Origin of the sequence: Candidatus Endomicrobiellum trichonymphae, from assembly GCF_002355835.1 — a bacterium.
Taxonomy (GTDB): domain Bacteria; phylum Elusimicrobiota; class Endomicrobiia; order Endomicrobiales; family Endomicrobiaceae; genus Endomicrobiellum; species Endomicrobiellum trichonymphae.
In genome coordinates, this window is the sequence record NZ_AP017459.1 from 1,009,541 (window position 1) to 1,026,477 (window position 16,937).

General features: G+C 34.7%; 18 protein-coding genes. 7 read left to right on the forward strand and 11 right to left on the reverse strand.

Features of this window, described 5'->3' with window-relative positions:
- Positions 1-368 precede the first annotated feature (368 nt).
- From rpsI to aroE, 7 genes are all read right to left on the reverse strand, one after another.
- Positions 369-764 carry a 30S ribosomal protein S9 gene (gene rpsI, locus RSTT_RS05140; RefSeq protein WP_096525901.1) on the reverse strand — a complete coding sequence of 132 codons (396 nt, stop codon included), beginning with the start codon at positions 762-764 and terminating at the stop codon, positions 369-371.
- A 12-nt stretch (positions 765-776) separates the two neighbouring features.
- The gene (gene rplM, locus RSTT_RS05145) at positions 777-1,208 is read right to left on the reverse strand and encodes a 50S ribosomal protein L13 (protein WP_096525902.1); all 432 of its coding nucleotides are present in this window, start codon (positions 1,206-1,208) and stop codon (positions 777-779) included.
- Positions 1,209-1,471: 263 nt separating this feature from the next.
- Positions 1,472-2,227 (reverse strand): 23S rRNA (guanosine(2251)-2'-O)-methyltransferase RlmB, encoded by a 756-nt coding sequence (rlmB, locus tag RSTT_RS05150; RefSeq protein WP_096525903.1) that lies wholly within the window; start codon positions 2,225-2,227, stop codon positions 1,472-1,474.
- Positions 2,228-2,349: 122 nt separating this feature from the next.
- Entirely contained in the window at positions 2,350-3,747 is a 1,398-nt protein-coding gene (cysS, locus tag RSTT_RS05155; RefSeq protein WP_096525904.1) for a cysteine--tRNA ligase, read from the reverse strand.
- On the reverse strand, positions 3,744-4,226 hold the full coding sequence (ispF, locus tag RSTT_RS05160; protein WP_096525905.1) for a 2-C-methyl-D-erythritol 2,4-cyclodiphosphate synthase: 483 nt from the start codon (positions 4,224-4,226) through the stop codon (positions 3,744-3,746). The genes cysS and ispF overlap by 4 nt, the downstream gene beginning before the upstream one ends.
- Positions 4,227-4,543: 317 nt before the next feature.
- A complete protein-coding gene (ispD, locus tag RSTT_RS05165; RefSeq protein ID WP_096525906.1) occupies positions 4,544-5,203 on the reverse strand; it encodes a 2-C-methyl-D-erythritol 4-phosphate cytidylyltransferase in 660 nt (219 codons plus the stop codon).
- Between the two features lie 169 nt (positions 5,204-5,372).
- Positions 5,373-6,194, reverse strand: a complete 822-nt coding sequence (aroE, locus tag RSTT_RS05170) for a shikimate dehydrogenase (protein ID WP_096525907.1) — start codon at positions 6,192-6,194, stop codon at positions 5,373-5,375.
- A gap of 125 nt (positions 6,195-6,319) precedes the next feature.
- Between aroE and RSTT_RS05175 the strand changes: the two genes are divergently transcribed.
- From RSTT_RS05175 to RSTT_RS05205, 7 genes are all read left to right on the forward strand, one after another.
- Positions 6,320-7,807: a phospholipase D-like domain-containing protein gene (locus tag RSTT_RS05175; RefSeq protein WP_231941948.1), complete on the forward strand. Its 1,488-nt coding sequence runs from the start codon at positions 6,320-6,322 to the stop codon at positions 7,805-7,807.
- A 352-nt stretch (positions 7,808-8,159) separates the two neighbouring features.
- Positions 8,160-9,050 (forward strand): PD-(D/E)XK nuclease family protein, encoded by an 891-nt coding sequence (locus tag RSTT_RS05180; protein WP_096525909.1) that lies wholly within the window; start codon positions 8,160-8,162, stop codon positions 9,048-9,050.
- A 74-nt stretch (positions 9,051-9,124) separates the two neighbouring features.
- The gene (locus RSTT_RS05185) at positions 9,125-10,654 is read left to right on the forward strand and encodes a DNA recombination protein RmuC (RefSeq protein ID WP_172412881.1); all 1,530 of its coding nucleotides are present in this window, start codon (positions 9,125-9,127) and stop codon (positions 10,652-10,654) included.
- On the forward strand, positions 10,641-11,324 hold the full coding sequence (locus RSTT_RS05190; protein ID WP_096525911.1) for an RNase H family protein: 684 nt from the start codon (positions 10,641-10,643) through the stop codon (positions 11,322-11,324). Before RSTT_RS05185 ends, RSTT_RS05190 begins: the two co-directional genes overlap by 14 nt.
- Positions 11,325-12,182: 858 nt before the next feature.
- On the forward strand, positions 12,183-13,217 hold the full coding sequence (gene pyk, locus RSTT_RS05195; RefSeq protein ID WP_149030053.1) for a pyruvate kinase: 1,035 nt from the start codon (positions 12,183-12,185) through the stop codon (positions 13,215-13,217).
- 22 nt (positions 13,218-13,239) lie between these two features.
- A complete protein-coding gene (locus RSTT_RS05200) occupies positions 13,240-13,776 on the forward strand; it encodes a cation diffusion facilitator family transporter (protein WP_096525913.1) in 537 nt (178 codons plus the stop codon).
- Between the two features lie 73 nt (positions 13,777-13,849).
- Entirely contained in the window at positions 13,850-14,566 is a 717-nt protein-coding gene (locus RSTT_RS05205) for a ZIP family metal transporter (protein WP_096525914.1), read from the forward strand.
- A 62-nt stretch (positions 14,567-14,628) separates the two neighbouring features.
- Here the strand turns inward: RSTT_RS05205 and RSTT_RS05210 are convergent, their stop codons facing one another.
- From RSTT_RS05210 to RSTT_RS05225, 4 genes are all read right to left on the reverse strand, one after another.
- On the reverse strand, positions 14,629-14,901 hold the full coding sequence (locus RSTT_RS05210; protein WP_096525915.1) for a polysaccharide deacetylase family protein: 273 nt from the start codon (positions 14,899-14,901) through the stop codon (positions 14,629-14,631).
- Complete coding sequence (locus tag RSTT_RS05215) at positions 14,885-15,268, reverse strand: polysaccharide deacetylase family protein (protein WP_172412882.1); 384 nt, start codon at positions 15,266-15,268, stop codon at positions 14,885-14,887. Before RSTT_RS05215 ends, RSTT_RS05210 begins: the two co-directional genes overlap by 17 nt.
- Positions 15,269-15,389: 121 nt before the next feature.
- Positions 15,390-15,992, reverse strand: a complete 603-nt coding sequence (locus tag RSTT_RS05220; RefSeq protein ID WP_015423706.1) for a diacylglycerol/polyprenol kinase family protein — start codon at positions 15,990-15,992, stop codon at positions 15,390-15,392.
- Positions 15,977-16,738: a hypothetical protein gene (locus tag RSTT_RS05225; RefSeq protein ID WP_149030054.1), complete on the reverse strand. Its 762-nt coding sequence runs from the start codon at positions 16,736-16,738 to the stop codon at positions 15,977-15,979. The genes RSTT_RS05220 and RSTT_RS05225 overlap by 16 nt, the downstream gene beginning before the upstream one ends.
- Between the last annotated feature and the right edge of the window lie 199 nt (positions 16,739-16,937).

Sequence of the window (16,937 nt, forward strand, 5' to 3'; positions counted from 1 at the left end):
TATAGATAAAAATATGGTTTTGCTGTCAGTGAAGTCATACTATTCTTTTATCTCTTTTGATATCCTTTGTAATCTTATGCAATAATTGAAAAATTACGTTTACAGTTTTAAATAAAAAAGCATTTTAACTTCAGCGGCTTCTTTTGGGAATGTCACCTTTTGGGTCTTTTGTTTCTAAAAAAATTTAAAAAAAGACTAGATGTTTCGGGAACTTCATTCTCTTAACATAATAGACGTAAGAATTAATACACACACATTAAAAGTGCTTTTGCCTATAACAAATCTTGTGATTTTCAGCATAACAGAAATGAGACTAGCCCATATATATTTATTAAGACTGACGTCAATTATGCAAAAAGAACCAGTTCTCAACGCTTTGAGAACTGAAAACGTTTTCTCGCTTTTGGTCTTCCAGCTTTCTTTCTTTCCACCATCCTGGAATCCCTGGATAAAAAACCTTCTCTTTTCAATGCCGCTCTTGACGGTTCATCAAGTTTTAAAATTGTTCTTGCTAAGCTGTGGCTTATAGCTCCAGCTTGACCGCTTATTCCACCACCTTTAACATTGACATAAAAATTATAATTTCCTCTACCGTTCCAAAAATCAAAAGGCTTTAAAGCTACTTTTTTAAGTCTTTCCAAACCGCCAAAATATTCATCTATATCTTTATTATTGATTACAATTTTGCCGTTACCGTCGAAAATTTTTATTCTAGCAACCGCATTTTTCCTACGTCCCGTGCTTGCATAAGAAACGTTGCTCATTCTCTCTCCTCTTTATTTTACCGATGCCACAACCTGTGCAGTGTGCGTATGTTTGTCGTCTTTAAATACTTTAAGTCTTGTAATCTGTCTATCCGCAAGTTTATTTTTAGGAAGCATTCCCTTAACTGCAGCAAACAAAGCTTTTTCAGGACTTTTAGCCATCAAAACAGAATAAGGAGTCAGCTTTGCTCCGCCGGGATATCCCGAATAGGTAAAATATGTTTTCTGGTCGAGTTTTTTCCCCGTAAGAACAATTTTACTTGCATTTGTTACAACTACGAAATCACCACAGTCTATGTGATTTGTATAGAAAACTTTATTTTTCCCTCTTAAAAGTTCCGATATTTTAACTGCAAGTCTTCCTAAAATTTTTCCGTCGGCATCTATCAAGTGCCATTTTCTTTCAATTGCATCCTGTTTCGGTAAAAAAGTCTTTTTATTCATCTTTCAAAATCCTGTCCCATAAAAATTATACCGCTTTTACTGCCGCGACAAAATAGACAAGCATTATAAAAATTCCAAACCATAGAATCAACCAAATCTTTATAACCGCCCCAAATCGCATTTCATCGCCTGACTGTTAAACAGTCATAATTATCGTGACATTATACACTTTTAAATACAAAAAAAGCAATCTTAATAAACATTTCATACACAAATGAAAAAGAAAATAGTCCGAAAGACTTATTAATCCGGACTGATTGCCGTCAGCTTATTTTCCGTTTCTTTGCTATTTCATATAAAATAACAGCCGATGCACATGACGCATTTAATGAAGATATTATATTTTCCTGCGGAATTGATATTAAAAAATCGCTGTTTTTCTTTGTTAAACTATGGAGACCAAAACCTTCGCTTCCTATTATTACCGCAAGCGGGAACGGCAAATCGATTTTTTCAAGTATCCGTCCCCCGTTTTCGGCACCAACTATCCAAAAACTGTTTTCTTTCAATAAACCTATAGCTTGATTTGTATTTTCAACCCTCGATATTGAAATATGTTCTACAGCTCCGGCAGAAGATTTCGACACGGTCTCATTTACTCCAGCAGCTCTCCATTTAGGTATTATAACTCCGTCCGCACCGAAAGCTACGCAGTTCCTTATAATTGCACCTAAGTTGTGCGGATCTTCAAGGCCGTCTAAGATTACAAGCAGTGGTTTTAGAGATTTTTTTGACCTTTCAATTAAATCCGACAGTTCTGTATATTGCACGGGAGAAACTTCCGCGACTATCCCTTGCGAACTTTCAGAGAATTTGTCGAGTTTTTCCGGCGGAACACTATGCAAGGCTATGCCCTTTTGCTTTGCAAGATTAATAATCTCTGAAATCACCGCTCCTCTTGCAGTCCTAGAAACCATTATTTTATTTACCGTACGTCTAGCGGCTTTAAGAAGCTCCAAAACAGGATTACGCCCGCAAACAACGTTTTCCGATGACCTACTATTATTTTTGCTGTACATTTAAAGTTCTTTTTTCTGCTACTGTCTACAAGATAAAACTTCAGCAACACGGCTATTCGATTCACAGTCGATATATATTGTTTTATCTGTTTTACCGATTCGCGGTAAAAGCAGAAAACAAATCAAACCTTTTTCACCAGCAAAGAACTGCCGTCTTTATTATCAAATATTTTATAACCTCTTTCATCTATTATAAGTTTTCTAACTCTGTCAGATTCAGCCCAGTTTTTATTTTTTCTCGCATCATTTCTCTCTTTCAAAAGATTCTGCAAACTTTCGTCCGCATTTTGTTCTTCAGGCAACAAAATACCCAAAGATGTTCCGGCAAAATCTTCAAAGAGTTTTTTCAGCTGCGAAAGTCTTTCTCTGCCTGTAGTAAGAAGCCCTTTTGATATAAGACCTTTCAGTTCGTGAAGATAAGACAGGGCTTTTTCGGAGTTGAAATCATCGTCAAGAGCGCTTAAAAAATTTTCCTGTAAATCCGATAAATCCTTATCAGTTATTTCTACATCAGATTCTTTAACTGACGAAATAAGTCTCAGATAGGTGTCGTCCATTCCCTGTAAAGTATTTCTTGCGGACTCAATACCAGCGTCAGAAAAATCCAACGGACTTGAATAGTGCTGCGTTAAAAGGTAATAACGCACAACACGAGGATTATATTTTTCAAAAATTGCTTTTAACGTAAAAAAGTTGTTCAAAGATTTTGACATTTTTTCTTTATTTATAGTAACAAAACCGTTATGTATCCAATACTTAACAAATTTTTTGCCGGTTTTAGCTTCACTTTGAGCAATTTCGTTCTCATGATGCGGAAATATTAAATCCTGTCCGCCACCGTGTATGTCTATCGTGTCGCCAAGCAGTTCGGACGACATTGCAGAACATTCTATATGCCAGCCCGGACGACCCTTGCCCCAGGGGCTTTCCCATGTAACTTCACGCGGTTCATTTTCTTTCGTTTTTTTCCACAGGGCAAAATCAAATGCCGAATTTTTCCCGTTACATACACCCACCCTTGCACCAGCTCTTAAATCTTTGAGATTTCTTTTTGACAGTTTTCCATAATCTTTAAACTTTTCAACAGAAAAGTAAATGTCGCCACCAATTTCATAGGCCAAACCTTTATTGACAAGCTCTTTGATAAAATTAACTATTTCCGGAATCATTTGCGTGACACACGGATATTTTTCAGCTTTTAAAATGTTTAATCTGCCAGCTTGGACAAAATAATCTTCTATGTAAATCTGCGCAAGTTCTGAAGGTTTCATATTTTTTTCCTGCGATCTTTTAACAATTTTATCGTCAACATCCGTAAAATTTTGTATGTGTTTTACTATATAACCTCTTCTTAAAAGATGCCTTTTTACAATATCAAACACTACATAAACTCTTGCATGACCCAAATGCACTTCATCATAAGGAGTTATGCCGCACACATACATAGATACAAAATTTCTCCTCTGCGGATAAAACTCTTCTTTTTTATTTGAAAGAGTGTTATGGATTTTTATCGTCATCTTTTTTTCTCCTGACTAATAGAAGCAACTGCCACCGCTGCTATGCCTTCTCCCCGTCCGACAAAACCCATTTTTTCATTTGTAGTTGCTTTTATTCCAATTCTCTCTCTTTTCAATTCAATCACTCTTGAAATATTTTCTTTCATATCGGCAATAAAAGGACATATTTTTGGCGCTTCGACTATTACGGTAATATCGACGTTATTAACAGAGAAATTTTGTTTTTTTAACTCTTTATAAACAGATTCCAAAAGAGAAATGCTGGAAACATTTTTATATTTCGGATCCATATCTGGGAAAAAATACCCTATATCGTTCAATCCTGCAGCACCAAGCAGAGCATCCATCAGAGCATGTATAAGAACGTCGGCATCGCTGTGTCCGTCAAGCCCTTCAGAAGTCAATATTTTAACCCCACCCAAAATAAGTTCTCTTCCTTTTTTTAATCTGTGAGCATCATATCCAAAACCGATATACATTTTCCATCGCCTTTCGCCGCTATCTGAAATCAGAGCTAATTGAAGCTTCAAACCGCAGAGGAGTTAATCCACTCTGATTAGGAACAGCGTTTCTATAATTTTTTCTATTGGTATTAAGGAATCATATTATCACTTTCAACGGTACAAATAACCTCGCCTCTACACTGACCTTCCATACCCTTACACCCGACTTTTTCCCCTTTAAGGAAGAAGAAAAATCATTGTTTTAAATCTTATCTACTTCATTTTCAATGAACAGATGTCCGGTATAAAAAACCAACGACAGCGACAAATAGTAATGTCATAAAAGACAAAACTTAAGATTTTAATATTTTTTCTGCCAATTCAAAATCCTGTTTTGTCGTTATTTTAAAATTCAGAAACTTTGTCTCAACAGCAGAAACTTTAATTTTAAGATTTTCTACAAGCTGAGAGTCATCAGTCGTACCGGCAGACATTTTTCTAGAGTAAGCTCTTTTAAGAAGTTCTGTTTTAAAAATCTGCGGCGTTTGCGCATTCCTCAAAATCGTTCTGTCTAAAGTTTTCAATATATATCCATCAGCGGATACTAATTTAACGGTATCTTTTGCTTTCTCAACTGCAACAGCCACTTTTGTCTTTGCGGCTTTTTCTAAAACCAATAAAATATCTTTTTTTGATATAAGCGGTCTTGAGGCATCATGAACAGCGATAAAATCAATATCATCCCCGACAAGAGCAAGACCATTTTTCACTGAATCGAACCTTTCATTTCCGCCCGCCGCACAAACAAAACCTGTTTTATATTTTAAAGACAAAAACTCAACCATATCAGATGGCACAACTACAATTATCTGTTTAAAACTTTTTATTGAAGCAAACGCCTCGACACTCCATAAAAACACTGGTTTGCCACTGAGATTTAAAAATTGTTTTGAAACTCTGCTACCAAACCTTTTACCGGATCCTGCTGCTGCTATTATTGCGGCGTTTTTCATTTAACTTTTCCCAAATATCATTCAGACGCGGTCTTAAAGACGACATTTTTTCTGCAAAAGAACCAGTTCTTCTAAAACAACACTCCACTGGCACCATGAATAAAAAACGGTCAGAATCCCGGCGAAACAATAAGATTTCTAAAAAACCAGACAGATATAATCGCTCTGCCTATCCAATAAATTCCTTTAAAAGCCGCCCAGCAATTTCTATATCAGGATATTTTCCGGTCCATATTTTAAATCCGCAGGCGCCCTGCCGTATAAGCATTCCTACGCCCGTAAATACTTCCAATCCTTTATCGTTTGCAAATTTTGTAAAAGGCGTTGCCTTATTATAAATTAAATCATATATTATTAAACTGCTTTTGATTTTATCAGCTTTAAAAGGAAGAACATCAGTTTTTCTCATTCCGCAGGAAGAAGTGTTTACAATAAGATCCGCCACCGGAAGCACTTCTCCAACCTTGCTTATGTCAACAGCTTTTATTTTAAACATTTCTGCAAGCTGTTCGGCATTTTTGAGTGTTCTGTTTGCTATGTATATGTTTTTTGTTTTACTTTCTTTTAGAGCATATACTATCGCCCTCGCTCCGCCGCCAGCTCCGATTACTAAAACATTTTTATTTTTTAAGCTGACTTTTTTTGCAGCCAAATCTTGACTGAATCCCAAGTGATCAGTATTATATCCGTAAAGTTTACCGCCTTTAAAAGCTATTGTATTTACGCTTCCTATTTTTTTTGCGGCTTTATCTATAAAGTCAACATATTTCATTACTTCAATTTTATGCGGAATTGTTATATTGACGCCCTGGAATCCGAGAACTTTTAGAGATTCTATTGTCTTTTTAAGGTTTTCAGGCTTTGGTTCAAAAGCAAGATAAATGCAGTTCAAATTTTCTTTTTCAAACCATTTGTTCTGCATCTGCGGCGAAAAGGAGTGTTTTACCGGATAGCCCAGAATCGCAAACAATTTTGTTTCGGTATTCAGCATTTCAACCTCTGTGCGTATTAAATCTATCACATTCTACAATAAAGTCCAGTTATTATCAAATCACGACAACAACCGCATAATTGACATTAACTATAAACACTTTTTTTTGCTAAAATAAACCAACTTTGATAATATATTATAAATATGTATCTGCTGCCATTACAATGATTATAAATACCTTTTCAAACTTTATTAATTCCAATATACGGACTTTCCTTGCACCCGGCATCTATGTAGCTTTATCTGTAGGAACGACCGTTCATATATTGTTACATAAAGATGACGTCAAAAGTTCAATAGGATGGATAGCACTTGTTTTCTTATCTCCTTTTCTAGGCACTATATTGTATATATTCTTAGGTATTAACAGAGTAAAAAGAAAAGGCACTCGCTTAAGAAAAAAGGGCATTGTCTATAAAAAATACCTCACAGAAAATATCCCTAAAAATTTATCTGAAAAGTACAGGCAGTTTATAACTTTCGGATATAATGTATATCCTCAAAATTTTATTTTTGGAAACTCCATAGAGCCTCTGCAAAACGGCATCGAAGCCTATCCCGAAATGATAAAAACCATACAAACCGCAAAAAAGGAGATTTTAATCTCAAGCTATATTTTTGATTGCGACAGCGAAACAGATAAATTTTTGGAGGCTTTTAAAACTGCAATTAAAAACGGCGCCACGGTAAAAATTTTGATTGACGGCATAGGCACTTTAAAACTTTTCCGCCGCTCAATAGAAAAAAAACTTGCCCTAATCAAAGGTCTCGAGTACAGCATATTTCTGCCGCCGTATATTCCTGTGACAATACCTTTTGTAAATTTAAGAAACCACAGAAAAATTATGATAATCGACGGAGAAACAGCCTTTTTCGGAGGAATGAATCTTTCAAAGAAAAATGTTTTAATTGACGACCATAAAAACGGTATTTTAGACATTACCTTTAAGATAAAAGGACACGTCATTAACCAGATGTCGTATGTATTTGAAGATGACTGGGAATTTGCTACCGGTAAAAAGTTCCAGTCATTATCTAAAGATTTGTCCGATACTGAAGCAGGCACAATTCCCGCAAGGATAATTCCCGACGGACCCGACAACAAAAGTGGGACTATTGAACGCATTGCGCATGGAGCAATAAACGTCGCAACAGAAAAAATTCTTATAGTAACGCCTTATTTCCTGCCGGAAAATAACATTTTAGCGGCGCTTGAAATGGCCACAATGAGAGGCGTCGATGTCGATATAATAATTCCGGATAAAAGCGACTATAGTTTTATGGACTGGGCTGTCGAACCCAATTTCATGCGTTTAGTTAAAAGCGGCGTAAAAATTTATCGTACACCGCCTCCATTAGATCACAGCAAAATTTTCGTAGTTGACAGCGAATGGGTTTTTATAGGTTCGGCAAACTGGGATGTAAGAAGTTTTAAGCTCAATTTTGAGTCCAATATAGAAATATTCAGCAAAAATTTGGCAAAAGAACTTATCGCCATTGCCGAATTGAAAAAGAGAAAAGCAAAATTTACTACGGTTCATGAATGTAAAGCGCTACCGCTTCTAAAGCGCATCAGAAATAATATGTACCGACTACTGACACCTTACGGTTAAACTTCCATGCGAAATACATTTTTTATTCCATCTTTTCTGCTGATATTTAGTGGCAGGTGACATCGATACATTTTATTTGATTTAAGAAATTCTATTAATGTAGAATAAATTATTCTTACCGACGCTAATTTTTTACTTAATTCCCGGAATGCGCTGCAAAATCTTGTCCGACATAATGCTTAATGATTTTTTCAATAAATTATAAAAATACATTTTAATTTTGTTTGACAACCGCCGACAGTTGGCATGATATGTGCAGACGTTTTCGTCACAATAAAACCGTCGTGATGGAAAAAACAAATATTAAAAAAGCCGTTAGGTAGTTTCAGCGGTAGGGGCCCCCCTATAAACAATGAAATATATAAAAAAATTTAACTATACCAGCATCTTAGGATGGTCTGCGTCAAGATACGACAGATTTTCAAACTGTAAAAGGCAGTATTTCTACGATTATTACCCAAAGTTTGATAAAGATACACCTCTTGAAAAAATACGATTTTTAAAAAGTCTGACATCCAGAGATCTGGAAACTGGAAATATCGTACATGATATTATAAGAGACATGTTCAAAAGATATCAAAAAAGCACAAAACCTTTAAATAAAGATAGATTTTTTAAATATTCTTATTACATAACCGAAAATTACTGCAGTTCAAAAACTTTTTTTGAACATCACTACAACAGTGAAATTATTTTAGTTCCCCAAATATATGCAAAAGTAAAAAACATATTAGAGAATTTTATTAACAGCTCAAGATTTACATGGATTGAAAAAAACGCCTTTTCTAAAAGTTCCGAATGGATTATAGAACCCGAAGGTTTCGGGGAAACCAGAATAAACGACCTTAAAGCTTTTTGTAAAGTAGATTTTTTATTTCCGGTCGCTGACAAAATATACATTATGGACTGGAAGACAGGCAAACCCAACCAAAAAAAACATTCAAAACAGCTTACGGGATATGCGCTTTGGGCAAATTACCACTTTGGTAAAAAAATTGGCGATATTCTGCCGATAATAGTTTATCTTTACCCGCAGTACGACGAAAAGAGCGTTGAAATTAACGACTGTTCGCTTACAGAATTCGCAAAAACCGTAGCAACCGAAACGCAAGATATGTACGGATACCTTACTGACATAGAAAAAAACATACCTAAAGATAAAAAAGAGTTCCCTTTGAACAACAATAAATTTTTATGTAAATACTGCAGTTACAAAGAAATCTGCCCGGGATGCAGACGTTAAAGTGCAAAAATATTACAGACACGTTTTTGCATTTTTACGTTTTGCTTATTGCTATTACTCCGAAAAGGAAATTTATGAATACAACAATTTCAATTTTTTTGTTTCTATCCGGAATTGCAGCGGGTATATGTTTATTTGCATTTAAATATATACCCTTGTCGAAAGACAATGCCGCAAAAGAGCAGAAAATAAACAATCTAAAGGAAAATATTGAAAACCAGACGCAGCTCAGTAACAATTTAAAAATCGAATTTGAAAACATTGCATCAAAAGTATCAGAAGAAAAAAACGCAAATATATCTTTGTCAAAAGATAATGCTGCAAAAGAGCAGAAAATACACGATTTAATGGAAAATATTGAAAACCAAATGCGAGATAATGCTGCAAAAGAGCAGAAAATAAATGATTTAACGAAAAATATTGAAAACTTGTCAAAAGACAATGCCGCAAAAGAGCAGAAAATAAACAATCTAAAGGAAAATATTGAAAATCAGACGCAATTCAGTAACAATTTAAAAATCGAATTTGAAAATATCGCATCAAAAAATATTGAAAACCAGACGCAGCTCAGCAGCAATCTAAAAACCGAATTTGAAAATATCGCGTTAAAAGTATTAGAAGAAAAAAACGCAAAAATTACGGATTTAAACAGAATTTCTCTGGAAAACATTGTGTTTCCGTTTAAAGAAAAAATCGACGAATTCAGAAATAAGATCGACAATCTTCAGACTTACGAAGCTGAGAAAATGTCCGGACTTCAAAAAGAACTGGAAAAATTGATAAGTATCAACAACAGTGTAAGCGCAGAAGCAAAAAACCTTGCCAACGCTTTGAAAGGAGACAATAAACTTCAGGGAACATGGGGAGAAATGTGCCTTGAGAGAATTTTTGAACATGCGGGAATGACAAAAGATGTACATTACGAATCGCAGAAACAATTCAAAGCTGACGACGGAAAGAAAATTCCCGATTATATAGTAAAATTGCCAGACGGGAAACATATCGTAATAGACGCAAAAACTTCGCTCGTCGCTTACGAAAAATATTATAATACGCAAAATGAAGACGATAAAAAAAATTCTTTAAAAGAGCATTCCTCAAGTGTAAAAAGACATATCGACGAACTTGCTACAAAAGATTATATCAGTCTGCCCGGACTCAACCAGCCGGAATATGCCTTGATGTTTGTACCCTTAGACGGAGCGATTTCCATTGCGCTCGACGACAAACCGGATCTTATCGAATATGCGTTTAAAAAAAATATAGCGATCGTTACACCGTCAACGCTTTTGGCTACGTTAAAAACCATACAATATATATGGCGGCAGGAAAACCAGAAGAAAAACGTGATCGAGATAGCAAAACAGGGCGGCAGTCTTTACGATAATTTTGTAACATTTGTTGAAGTTCTAAGAGAAGCTGACAAAAAAATATCAGAAGCAAAAAGCAAAACGCAGGAAGCCATAAAAAGACTTTCGGCATCTGATAAAAAAGGCAACAGTCTTATAGCAAAAGCGCAGAGATTAAAAGATCTCGGTTCTCCGACAAAAAAAGAAATACCTGAAGACCTTTTAAAAAACGGAGATAAAAATGACGCTGTATAAAAATGAACTTAAAAGTAAAGCCTTAGAACTGCAAAGTGCGCTTGAAAAACAAAAAATAAAAATTTCTTTTGACGATAATTCTTTCAGAGATTATCTTGTCAAGCTTTACGCCGGTAGCATATCCGGTGGAAATCTTTCAATTTATTACAAACCCACAAAAAACACCTATTCTCTGAAAAAACAATTAAATAATTCCAAACTTGATATAATTATTGATTCAGCATGGAATAAAATAAATCGTTTCGAAACTTATACTGCCCAAACCGGCACTTACGAAGCCTTTGTCGACGGCTCATATATTTCAGGCGTCATCGGTTACGGGGCAATCATTTATCTGGGAGATGAGATCAAAGCTGAAATTTCAGGCACTGTCGCAGATACGCAGTTTAGACAATTCGGCGGCGAATTGAAATCCGTCATTGAAACAATAAAATGGTGCCAGACCAACGACGTAAAAAAAATAAGAATTAATTACGATTATCAGGGAATAGAAAAATTCGCAACAGGCAAATGGAAAGCAGGCAATGATGTCTCAAGAGAATATGTGGATTTTATTATTAAAACGAAAATAAAAATTGAATGGCGGTATATAAAAAGCCATACCGGCAATCCCAAAAATGATAAAGCTGACTTTCTGGCAAAAAAAGCAGCGTCACTACAAAAGATTTAAAAATACCCGTATTCTTAACGCTTTTAGCCGGTCACCAAAATGTTAACAGAAAAATAAAACAACAAAACTTTTCTCGCCGAATAATTAACGAAAACCTTAAAGTCCCTCCTCACACCAGACATTTTATGCAACACCGGTATTGGCCTCTTCCTAGTCTCAGCTACATTTAACCTTAAAGAATAGTTTTGCTACGTAATACTCCCGACCGGACAACGTAATAATACTGATGAAATAACCTCTGCTTGTGCGACAATTACATCAAGATGACAGCGACTGACCATTAAAAATTGACTTTAATATTATAATTTATTATAATAATTGTGAATTATATATTTATATTATTTCCCATTTATTGTTGTTATTGTTATGTGTTGAATTATAAAAGAAAATGATTTTTACTGTTTTCAACTCAACAATTCTTGTAAGTTTCCAGACTTTTGACAGCAAAAAAAATGAACTATCACTAAATAAAACTGCAAAAAATATGTTTTAGGAAATTGTTCAATTTTTTCAGACAAAGAGTACTTGCTGGGACAGTGGTATAACATACAGTCAGATTTGTCTATTCCTCCTATTCATATTCATATTTTTGAAATAACAGAATAGAATATCTCCAGCGGTCTAAGATTTAGAAATTATTTTTCCAATTCCAAAAGAAAGCAAAACGGAAAAATTATTACGGCAAGATTTATTTATATTCCATATGGATTACATTCGGCAACAAAATCTGGAGATCATCGACGCTGATAAGAACTGCAAACCTCTGAAAAGTTTTTAGATACACTGGAGATTCAAAGAAGTTTTGGAGCATTTGCCACTGCTAAACTGACAAAAGTAAAATATCAAAGGAGCGGTAAAGTGACTAAGACAGGAATTATTTGTACAATGGGACCGTCAACACGTTCCCTTCAGGTTTTAAAAAAAATGTCCGACAGTGGCATGACGGTAGTCAGGCTTAATTTTTCGCACGGGACATGCGATGAACACGAAGAAGATCTTTCTTTAATAAAGCTTTTAAACAAGAAATATAAAAAGAATGTAAAAATTCTTGCTGATCTTGAAGGTCACAGAATAAGAATCGGGAAAATTAAAGGCGGCAAAGCAGAATTAAAAAAGAAACAAAAACTTATTCTTACAAACAAAAAAATTGTCGGAAATAATAAAGAGATTTCTATAGACTACCGCAATTCTCTAACCGATATTAAAAAAGGATTTACTATTTTTATAGATGACGGCAACCTCACTTTTAAAGTTTTATCTTCAAAAAAAGATGAGCTTGTTACAGAAGTCCAAATGGATTACGTTTTAAAAACGCATAAAGGCGTAAATATTCCACAGGCTGATCTTAAATTCCCGCTGATTGAAGAAAAAGACCATGAAGATATGCTTTTTGCGGTAAAGCATAATGTGAGTTTTGTTGCAAACTCTTTTGTTAGAAACGCTGCAGACATGAAACCGCTGGCAGACATTTTAAAATCGGGAAAAAATACTACTTGCAAACTTATCGCAAAAATTGAAGACAAAGCAGGAATCGACAATCTTATACAGATTTTTGAAGCCTGCGACGGCGTAATGGTTGCAAGAGGCGATATGGGAATTTCAATACCTCTATGGACAGTTCCTGCAACACAGAAATACATAATAAAGAAATGTACAGAGTACAAAAGATTTGTAATAACTGCAACTCAAATGCTTGAAAGCATGATTAAAAACCCTATACCAACAAGAGCTGAAGTAAGCGATGTCGCAAACGCCATCATAGACGGAACCGATTACGTTATGCTCTCAGCAGAAACAGCCATAGGAAAGTATCCTGATAAAGTTGTAGAAATAATGAAAAACATTATAAAATTTACTGAGGAAAACAACTCTATATTTGATGAAACAAAATAAAATCTGCTATGCCGCTTAGAAAATGAAAGAATCTGTAAAGCCGCTTGTCATTTTAAGTATTAGTCTTTTTCTGATATTCTTGCAAACAGCAGGTGCTTTTTATTCTAAAAGTTTCGCTTTGTTCGCTTATGCGGGACTAATCATTTTAGATGCTTTTTCGCTGCTTCTAAAACTTGCAAACTTAAACGGTACAGATGAGGGGTTTAGAAAAGCACAGTTTATTTCAGTTATTTTAAACGCATCGGTTCTTTTTATTTTGGCTTTGATTATGATAAGCAGAACTCTTAATGCGATAACACTGCCCAAAATTATAAATATATCGCTTGCAGAAATAACTACATCCATAGTATTTGCTGGACTTGTCATCTGTTTCTTCATTTACGGGCAATTCATTTTTACAGCTCTGATGTCCCTTTTGATTATAACAGGATTTTCAGTTCCTGTCCTAAAAAAAACAGTTCTTTTAGACTCTTATTTAAGCATATTCTTTGCCGTTTTAATTACGATAAACTCAGCACTTTTAATTAAAAATTCTCTTAAAATATTAAAAAATAAATGAGACTCTTCTGTCTGTAATTCGCAAAAACTGCAATTCAATATTATAAAAAAGATGAAAACAAATTGGAGAAAAAATGGAAATTATTTATTCACTTATAGTCGCAAGCACGGCAATGCTGGGCACTCTTATAGTACTGATGTTTCATAAATGGTCTGAAAAAAATTCTTTTCTAATAATAAATTTTGCGGCAGGTGTAATGCTCGCACTTGCATTTACTCATTTGATACCGGAAGGGCTGGAACTGAACGCCGAAACAATGATTTACGTTCTGCTGGGATTTCTAATCATGTTTTTTCTACAGTTTGTTGTTTTATTTCATCCGTGCCACGACGAAGAATGCTCAAAGCATACGGGCATAACGTCGATTGTAGGACTGTCTCTGCATTCTATGATTGACGGACTTATAATTGCTGTAGGGTTTGAAGTAAACGACAACATAGGAACACTCACAACCATTGCAATTCTGCTGCACAAACTGCCCGACGGAATAACAATTTCAGGAATTCTACTGCACAACGGTGTTTCCAAAAAGAAAATTTTTAATTTTTCGCTTCTCACAGCATGTTTTACCCCGGTATGCACAATTTCAGGAATATTTTTGTTTAAAGATATACCTACGTCCGTTCTCGGCGCTCTGCTCGGTTTAACAGCAGGCTCTTTTATCTTTCTTTCCGCTTCAGATTTAATTCCAGAAACTCATAAATGCAAAAACAGATTTGCACCCATTATGCTGTTTGTAGGTGCGATTATCATTCTTGCCGTCAAATATATTATGAAACTGACCATCTAAATCGTTTTACACAAAAATGACAGAATAGCTTTAACCAATATTAAAACGATAAATATTATAGTTCAGTAAAATACAGGTACACGCGATATTATACTATGCAATCTGTCTCGCTCTAAATTTAAAAGTTCGCTCACAGAAACTATTTCGTAACCCATCTGTTTAATATCGTCTATAAAATCGCTTAAAAACGACAATACTTTTTCATTTTCATATAAATCGTGCATTAAAAATATTGCACTGTTTTTTATGGCTTTTTTATATTTATCATAAATTTCTCCAGCTGTTATTTTTTTCCAATCACAGCCTATTATGCAACAATTATACTTTTTCAGCATCAGGTTTTGAATAACCGTACGGAAAACGGACTAAAAACGGTTCAACGCCGGTCACTTCTTTTATTATTATATTCCCGCTGTGCAAAAGTTCTTTTTCTATCTTACCTGTTTTATCTTTATCTTTGTAAGTGTAGAAATTTATATGTCTGTAAGTGTGGTTTGCAATTTCATGACCCGCTTCAACAACCGCCTTTGCGCTGGCAGGATTTTTCCACACGTTTATGCCGAGCATAAAAAATGAGGCTTTAACATTATTTTTCTCTCCCAGTATTTCCAATTTTTTTTCAGTCGATTTACTGGGACTGTCGTCAAAAGTTAAAGCAACTTTACCGATATATTCAGATCCGTTTGAATAAAATGTTTTCACCTGTGCAAAACATACACTTGCAAAAAAAAGAAGTACTAAAACAGCAATTTTTTCATTTTACAAATATTTCACGGCGCTTCGAATTTCCTACATGTAAAGCAGACAAAATCTCCCCAAAAACTTATCTGATATAATTCACAGGAGACGTTATATATGACAACAGCGTCAAAACTCCCGCATCAATTATCTGCATCCAAAAATTGTCACTTATTTTCCATGGTATCGCTTCAACTATCACCGCTATAAAAGCCCCTGCCAGCGCAAACTGCCAGTTAAAGATAAAAAGTCCCGCTATAAAACAAACCGCAAAACATGCCAAACTGCCTTCCATAGTTTTTCCCGCAAAAGTTTTATGTCTGCCGAGAATTTTACCCGCAAAAGCCGCAACAGAATCGCCGAACGCAAAGTAAAGAAAACTTGCAAACACCATATATCTGTTCGGAAACATCAGAATAGCGAGCAAAGCTCCGGATAATGTACCGGTTAAACCGCTGATTTTATCAGATTCTTCAGGTCTGTAAAAACCTTTAAAATTATTTTTAAAGAAATTATTAAGTCTGAGAATTTTAAATCTCAAATACTCAAATAAAACAACAATGACAATCGCAATGACAAGACCGCAGATAACCGCAGTTTTGGGGAGATACCAATATCCAAACACATATATAAGAGAAAGCAAATGAAACCCTTTTCTCTTTATCTCGTCCCTCAGCTCGTCGACCATATTTCCAATACCCCAATAAATTTATAGATGTCTGCTATATTATCAAAAATCCGCAAGAAAATATCTTTTACATCTATATCGTCTGGAAAAACCAAAGCCGCAAGTAAAACAAATACTGCGATATTTACCATAAAAATTATAACATAAGAAAAAAATGTTCCATAAATCTTCAGGTCGGATTGTTCTATAGAAAGGATATATATCGTAAGGGCAACGTGAAAAGCTATTGAAAAACCTGCAAGAAAAAGGAAATACCCGTAAAACTGTTTTATGTTGATAAACCAGCCCAGAAAAATATAAATTATTATTACTGCGAAAGTATATATCGGAAAAAAATACGGAGCAAGCGTTATCCAAATATTATCTTTAGTTAAAGCTATGCTTCCGGATTCTTTCCCGACATCAAATTTTTTAATCTTTGCACCGCTTAAAATTCCGGCTATCGCATGAGAAAGTTCATGGCCAAACATATAAGTTTTCATCGGTTTGTAAAGGATAACTTGAAATACAATATAACATAAAATTCCTATCCAAAACGGAATATACCGATCTACGTTTAAAACCGTAAAATACAGAAAACTTTTAATAAATATATATCCAGTACCGCCGACTGCCGGGATCAATAAAAATGCAAAAATATTTCTTAAAAACTTCATTTTACCGTCTTTATACAAAAAATTCTCAAGATTGAACTTGCAGAAAGGATAAATTTTAAAAATTAAAATAACGGGCATTCCCCTTCTCATTCCAACTGGAATATTTAGCCCGGCATCGGTTTTATATAAAGTTCAAAAATGCTTTAAAATCTTAAAAAGCTGAATTTTATTACAATAAAGACATTTTTTTATCTGTTTTGCTATTATAGCACAAGCGACTAAATCTTACTTCCTCTTTGGTAACAAGAATAAAAGGACATACAACTGTAATCAAATGCGACAACACCAA

Excerpts from the sequence above, each read along its gene's own strand:
- RSTT_RS05225 (WP_149030054.1), bottom strand. The coding sequence starts at position 16,738 with ATGAGAAGGGGAATGCCCGTTATTTTAATTTTTAAAATTTATCCTTTC.
- rplM (WP_096525902.1), bottom strand. The coding sequence starts at position 1,208 with ATGAATAAAAAGACTTTTTTACCGAAACAGGATGCAATTGAAAGAAAA.
- RSTT_RS05185 (WP_172412881.1), top strand. The coding sequence starts at position 9,125 with ATGAATACAACAATTTCAATTTTTTTGTTTCTATCCGGAATTGCAGCG.
- RSTT_RS05180 (WP_096525909.1), top strand. The coding sequence starts at position 8,160 with ATGAAATATATAAAAAAATTTAACTATACCAGCATCTTAGGATGGTCT.
- rlmB (WP_096525903.1), bottom strand. The coding sequence starts at position 2,227 with ATGTACAGCAAAAATAATAGTAGGTCATCGGAAAACGTTGTTTGCGGG.
- RSTT_RS05205 (WP_096525914.1), top strand. The coding sequence starts at position 13,850 with ATGGAAATTATTTATTCACTTATAGTCGCAAGCACGGCAATGCTGGGC.
- RSTT_RS05210 (WP_096525915.1), bottom strand. The coding sequence starts at position 14,901 with ATGCTGAAAAAGTATAATTGTTGCATAATAGGCTGTGATTGGAAAAAA.
- ispD (WP_096525906.1), bottom strand. The coding sequence starts at position 5,203 with ATGAAAAACGCCGCAATAATAGCAGCAGCAGGATCCGGTAAAAGGTTT.
- RSTT_RS05200 (WP_096525913.1), top strand. The coding sequence starts at position 13,240 with ATGAAAGAATCTGTAAAGCCGCTTGTCATTTTAAGTATTAGTCTTTTT.
- cysS (WP_096525904.1), bottom strand. The coding sequence starts at position 3,747 with ATGACGATAAAAATCCATAACACTCTTTCAAATAAAAAAGAAGAGTTT.
- RSTT_RS05190 (WP_096525911.1), top strand. The coding sequence starts at position 10,641 with ATGACGCTGTATAAAAATGAACTTAAAAGTAAAGCCTTAGAACTGCAA.
- aroE (WP_096525907.1), bottom strand. The coding sequence starts at position 6,194 with ATGCTGAATACCGAAACAAAATTGTTTGCGATTCTGGGCTATCCGGTA.
- rpsI (WP_096525901.1), bottom strand. The coding sequence starts at position 764 with ATGAGCAACGTTTCTTATGCAAGCACGGGACGTAGGAAAAATGCGGTT.
- ispF (WP_096525905.1), bottom strand. The coding sequence starts at position 4,226 with ATGTATATCGGTTTTGGATATGATGCTCACAGATTAAAAAAAGGAAGA.
- RSTT_RS05220 (WP_015423706.1), bottom strand. The coding sequence starts at position 15,992 with ATGGTCGACGAGCTGAGGGACGAGATAAAGAGAAAAGGGTTTCATTTG.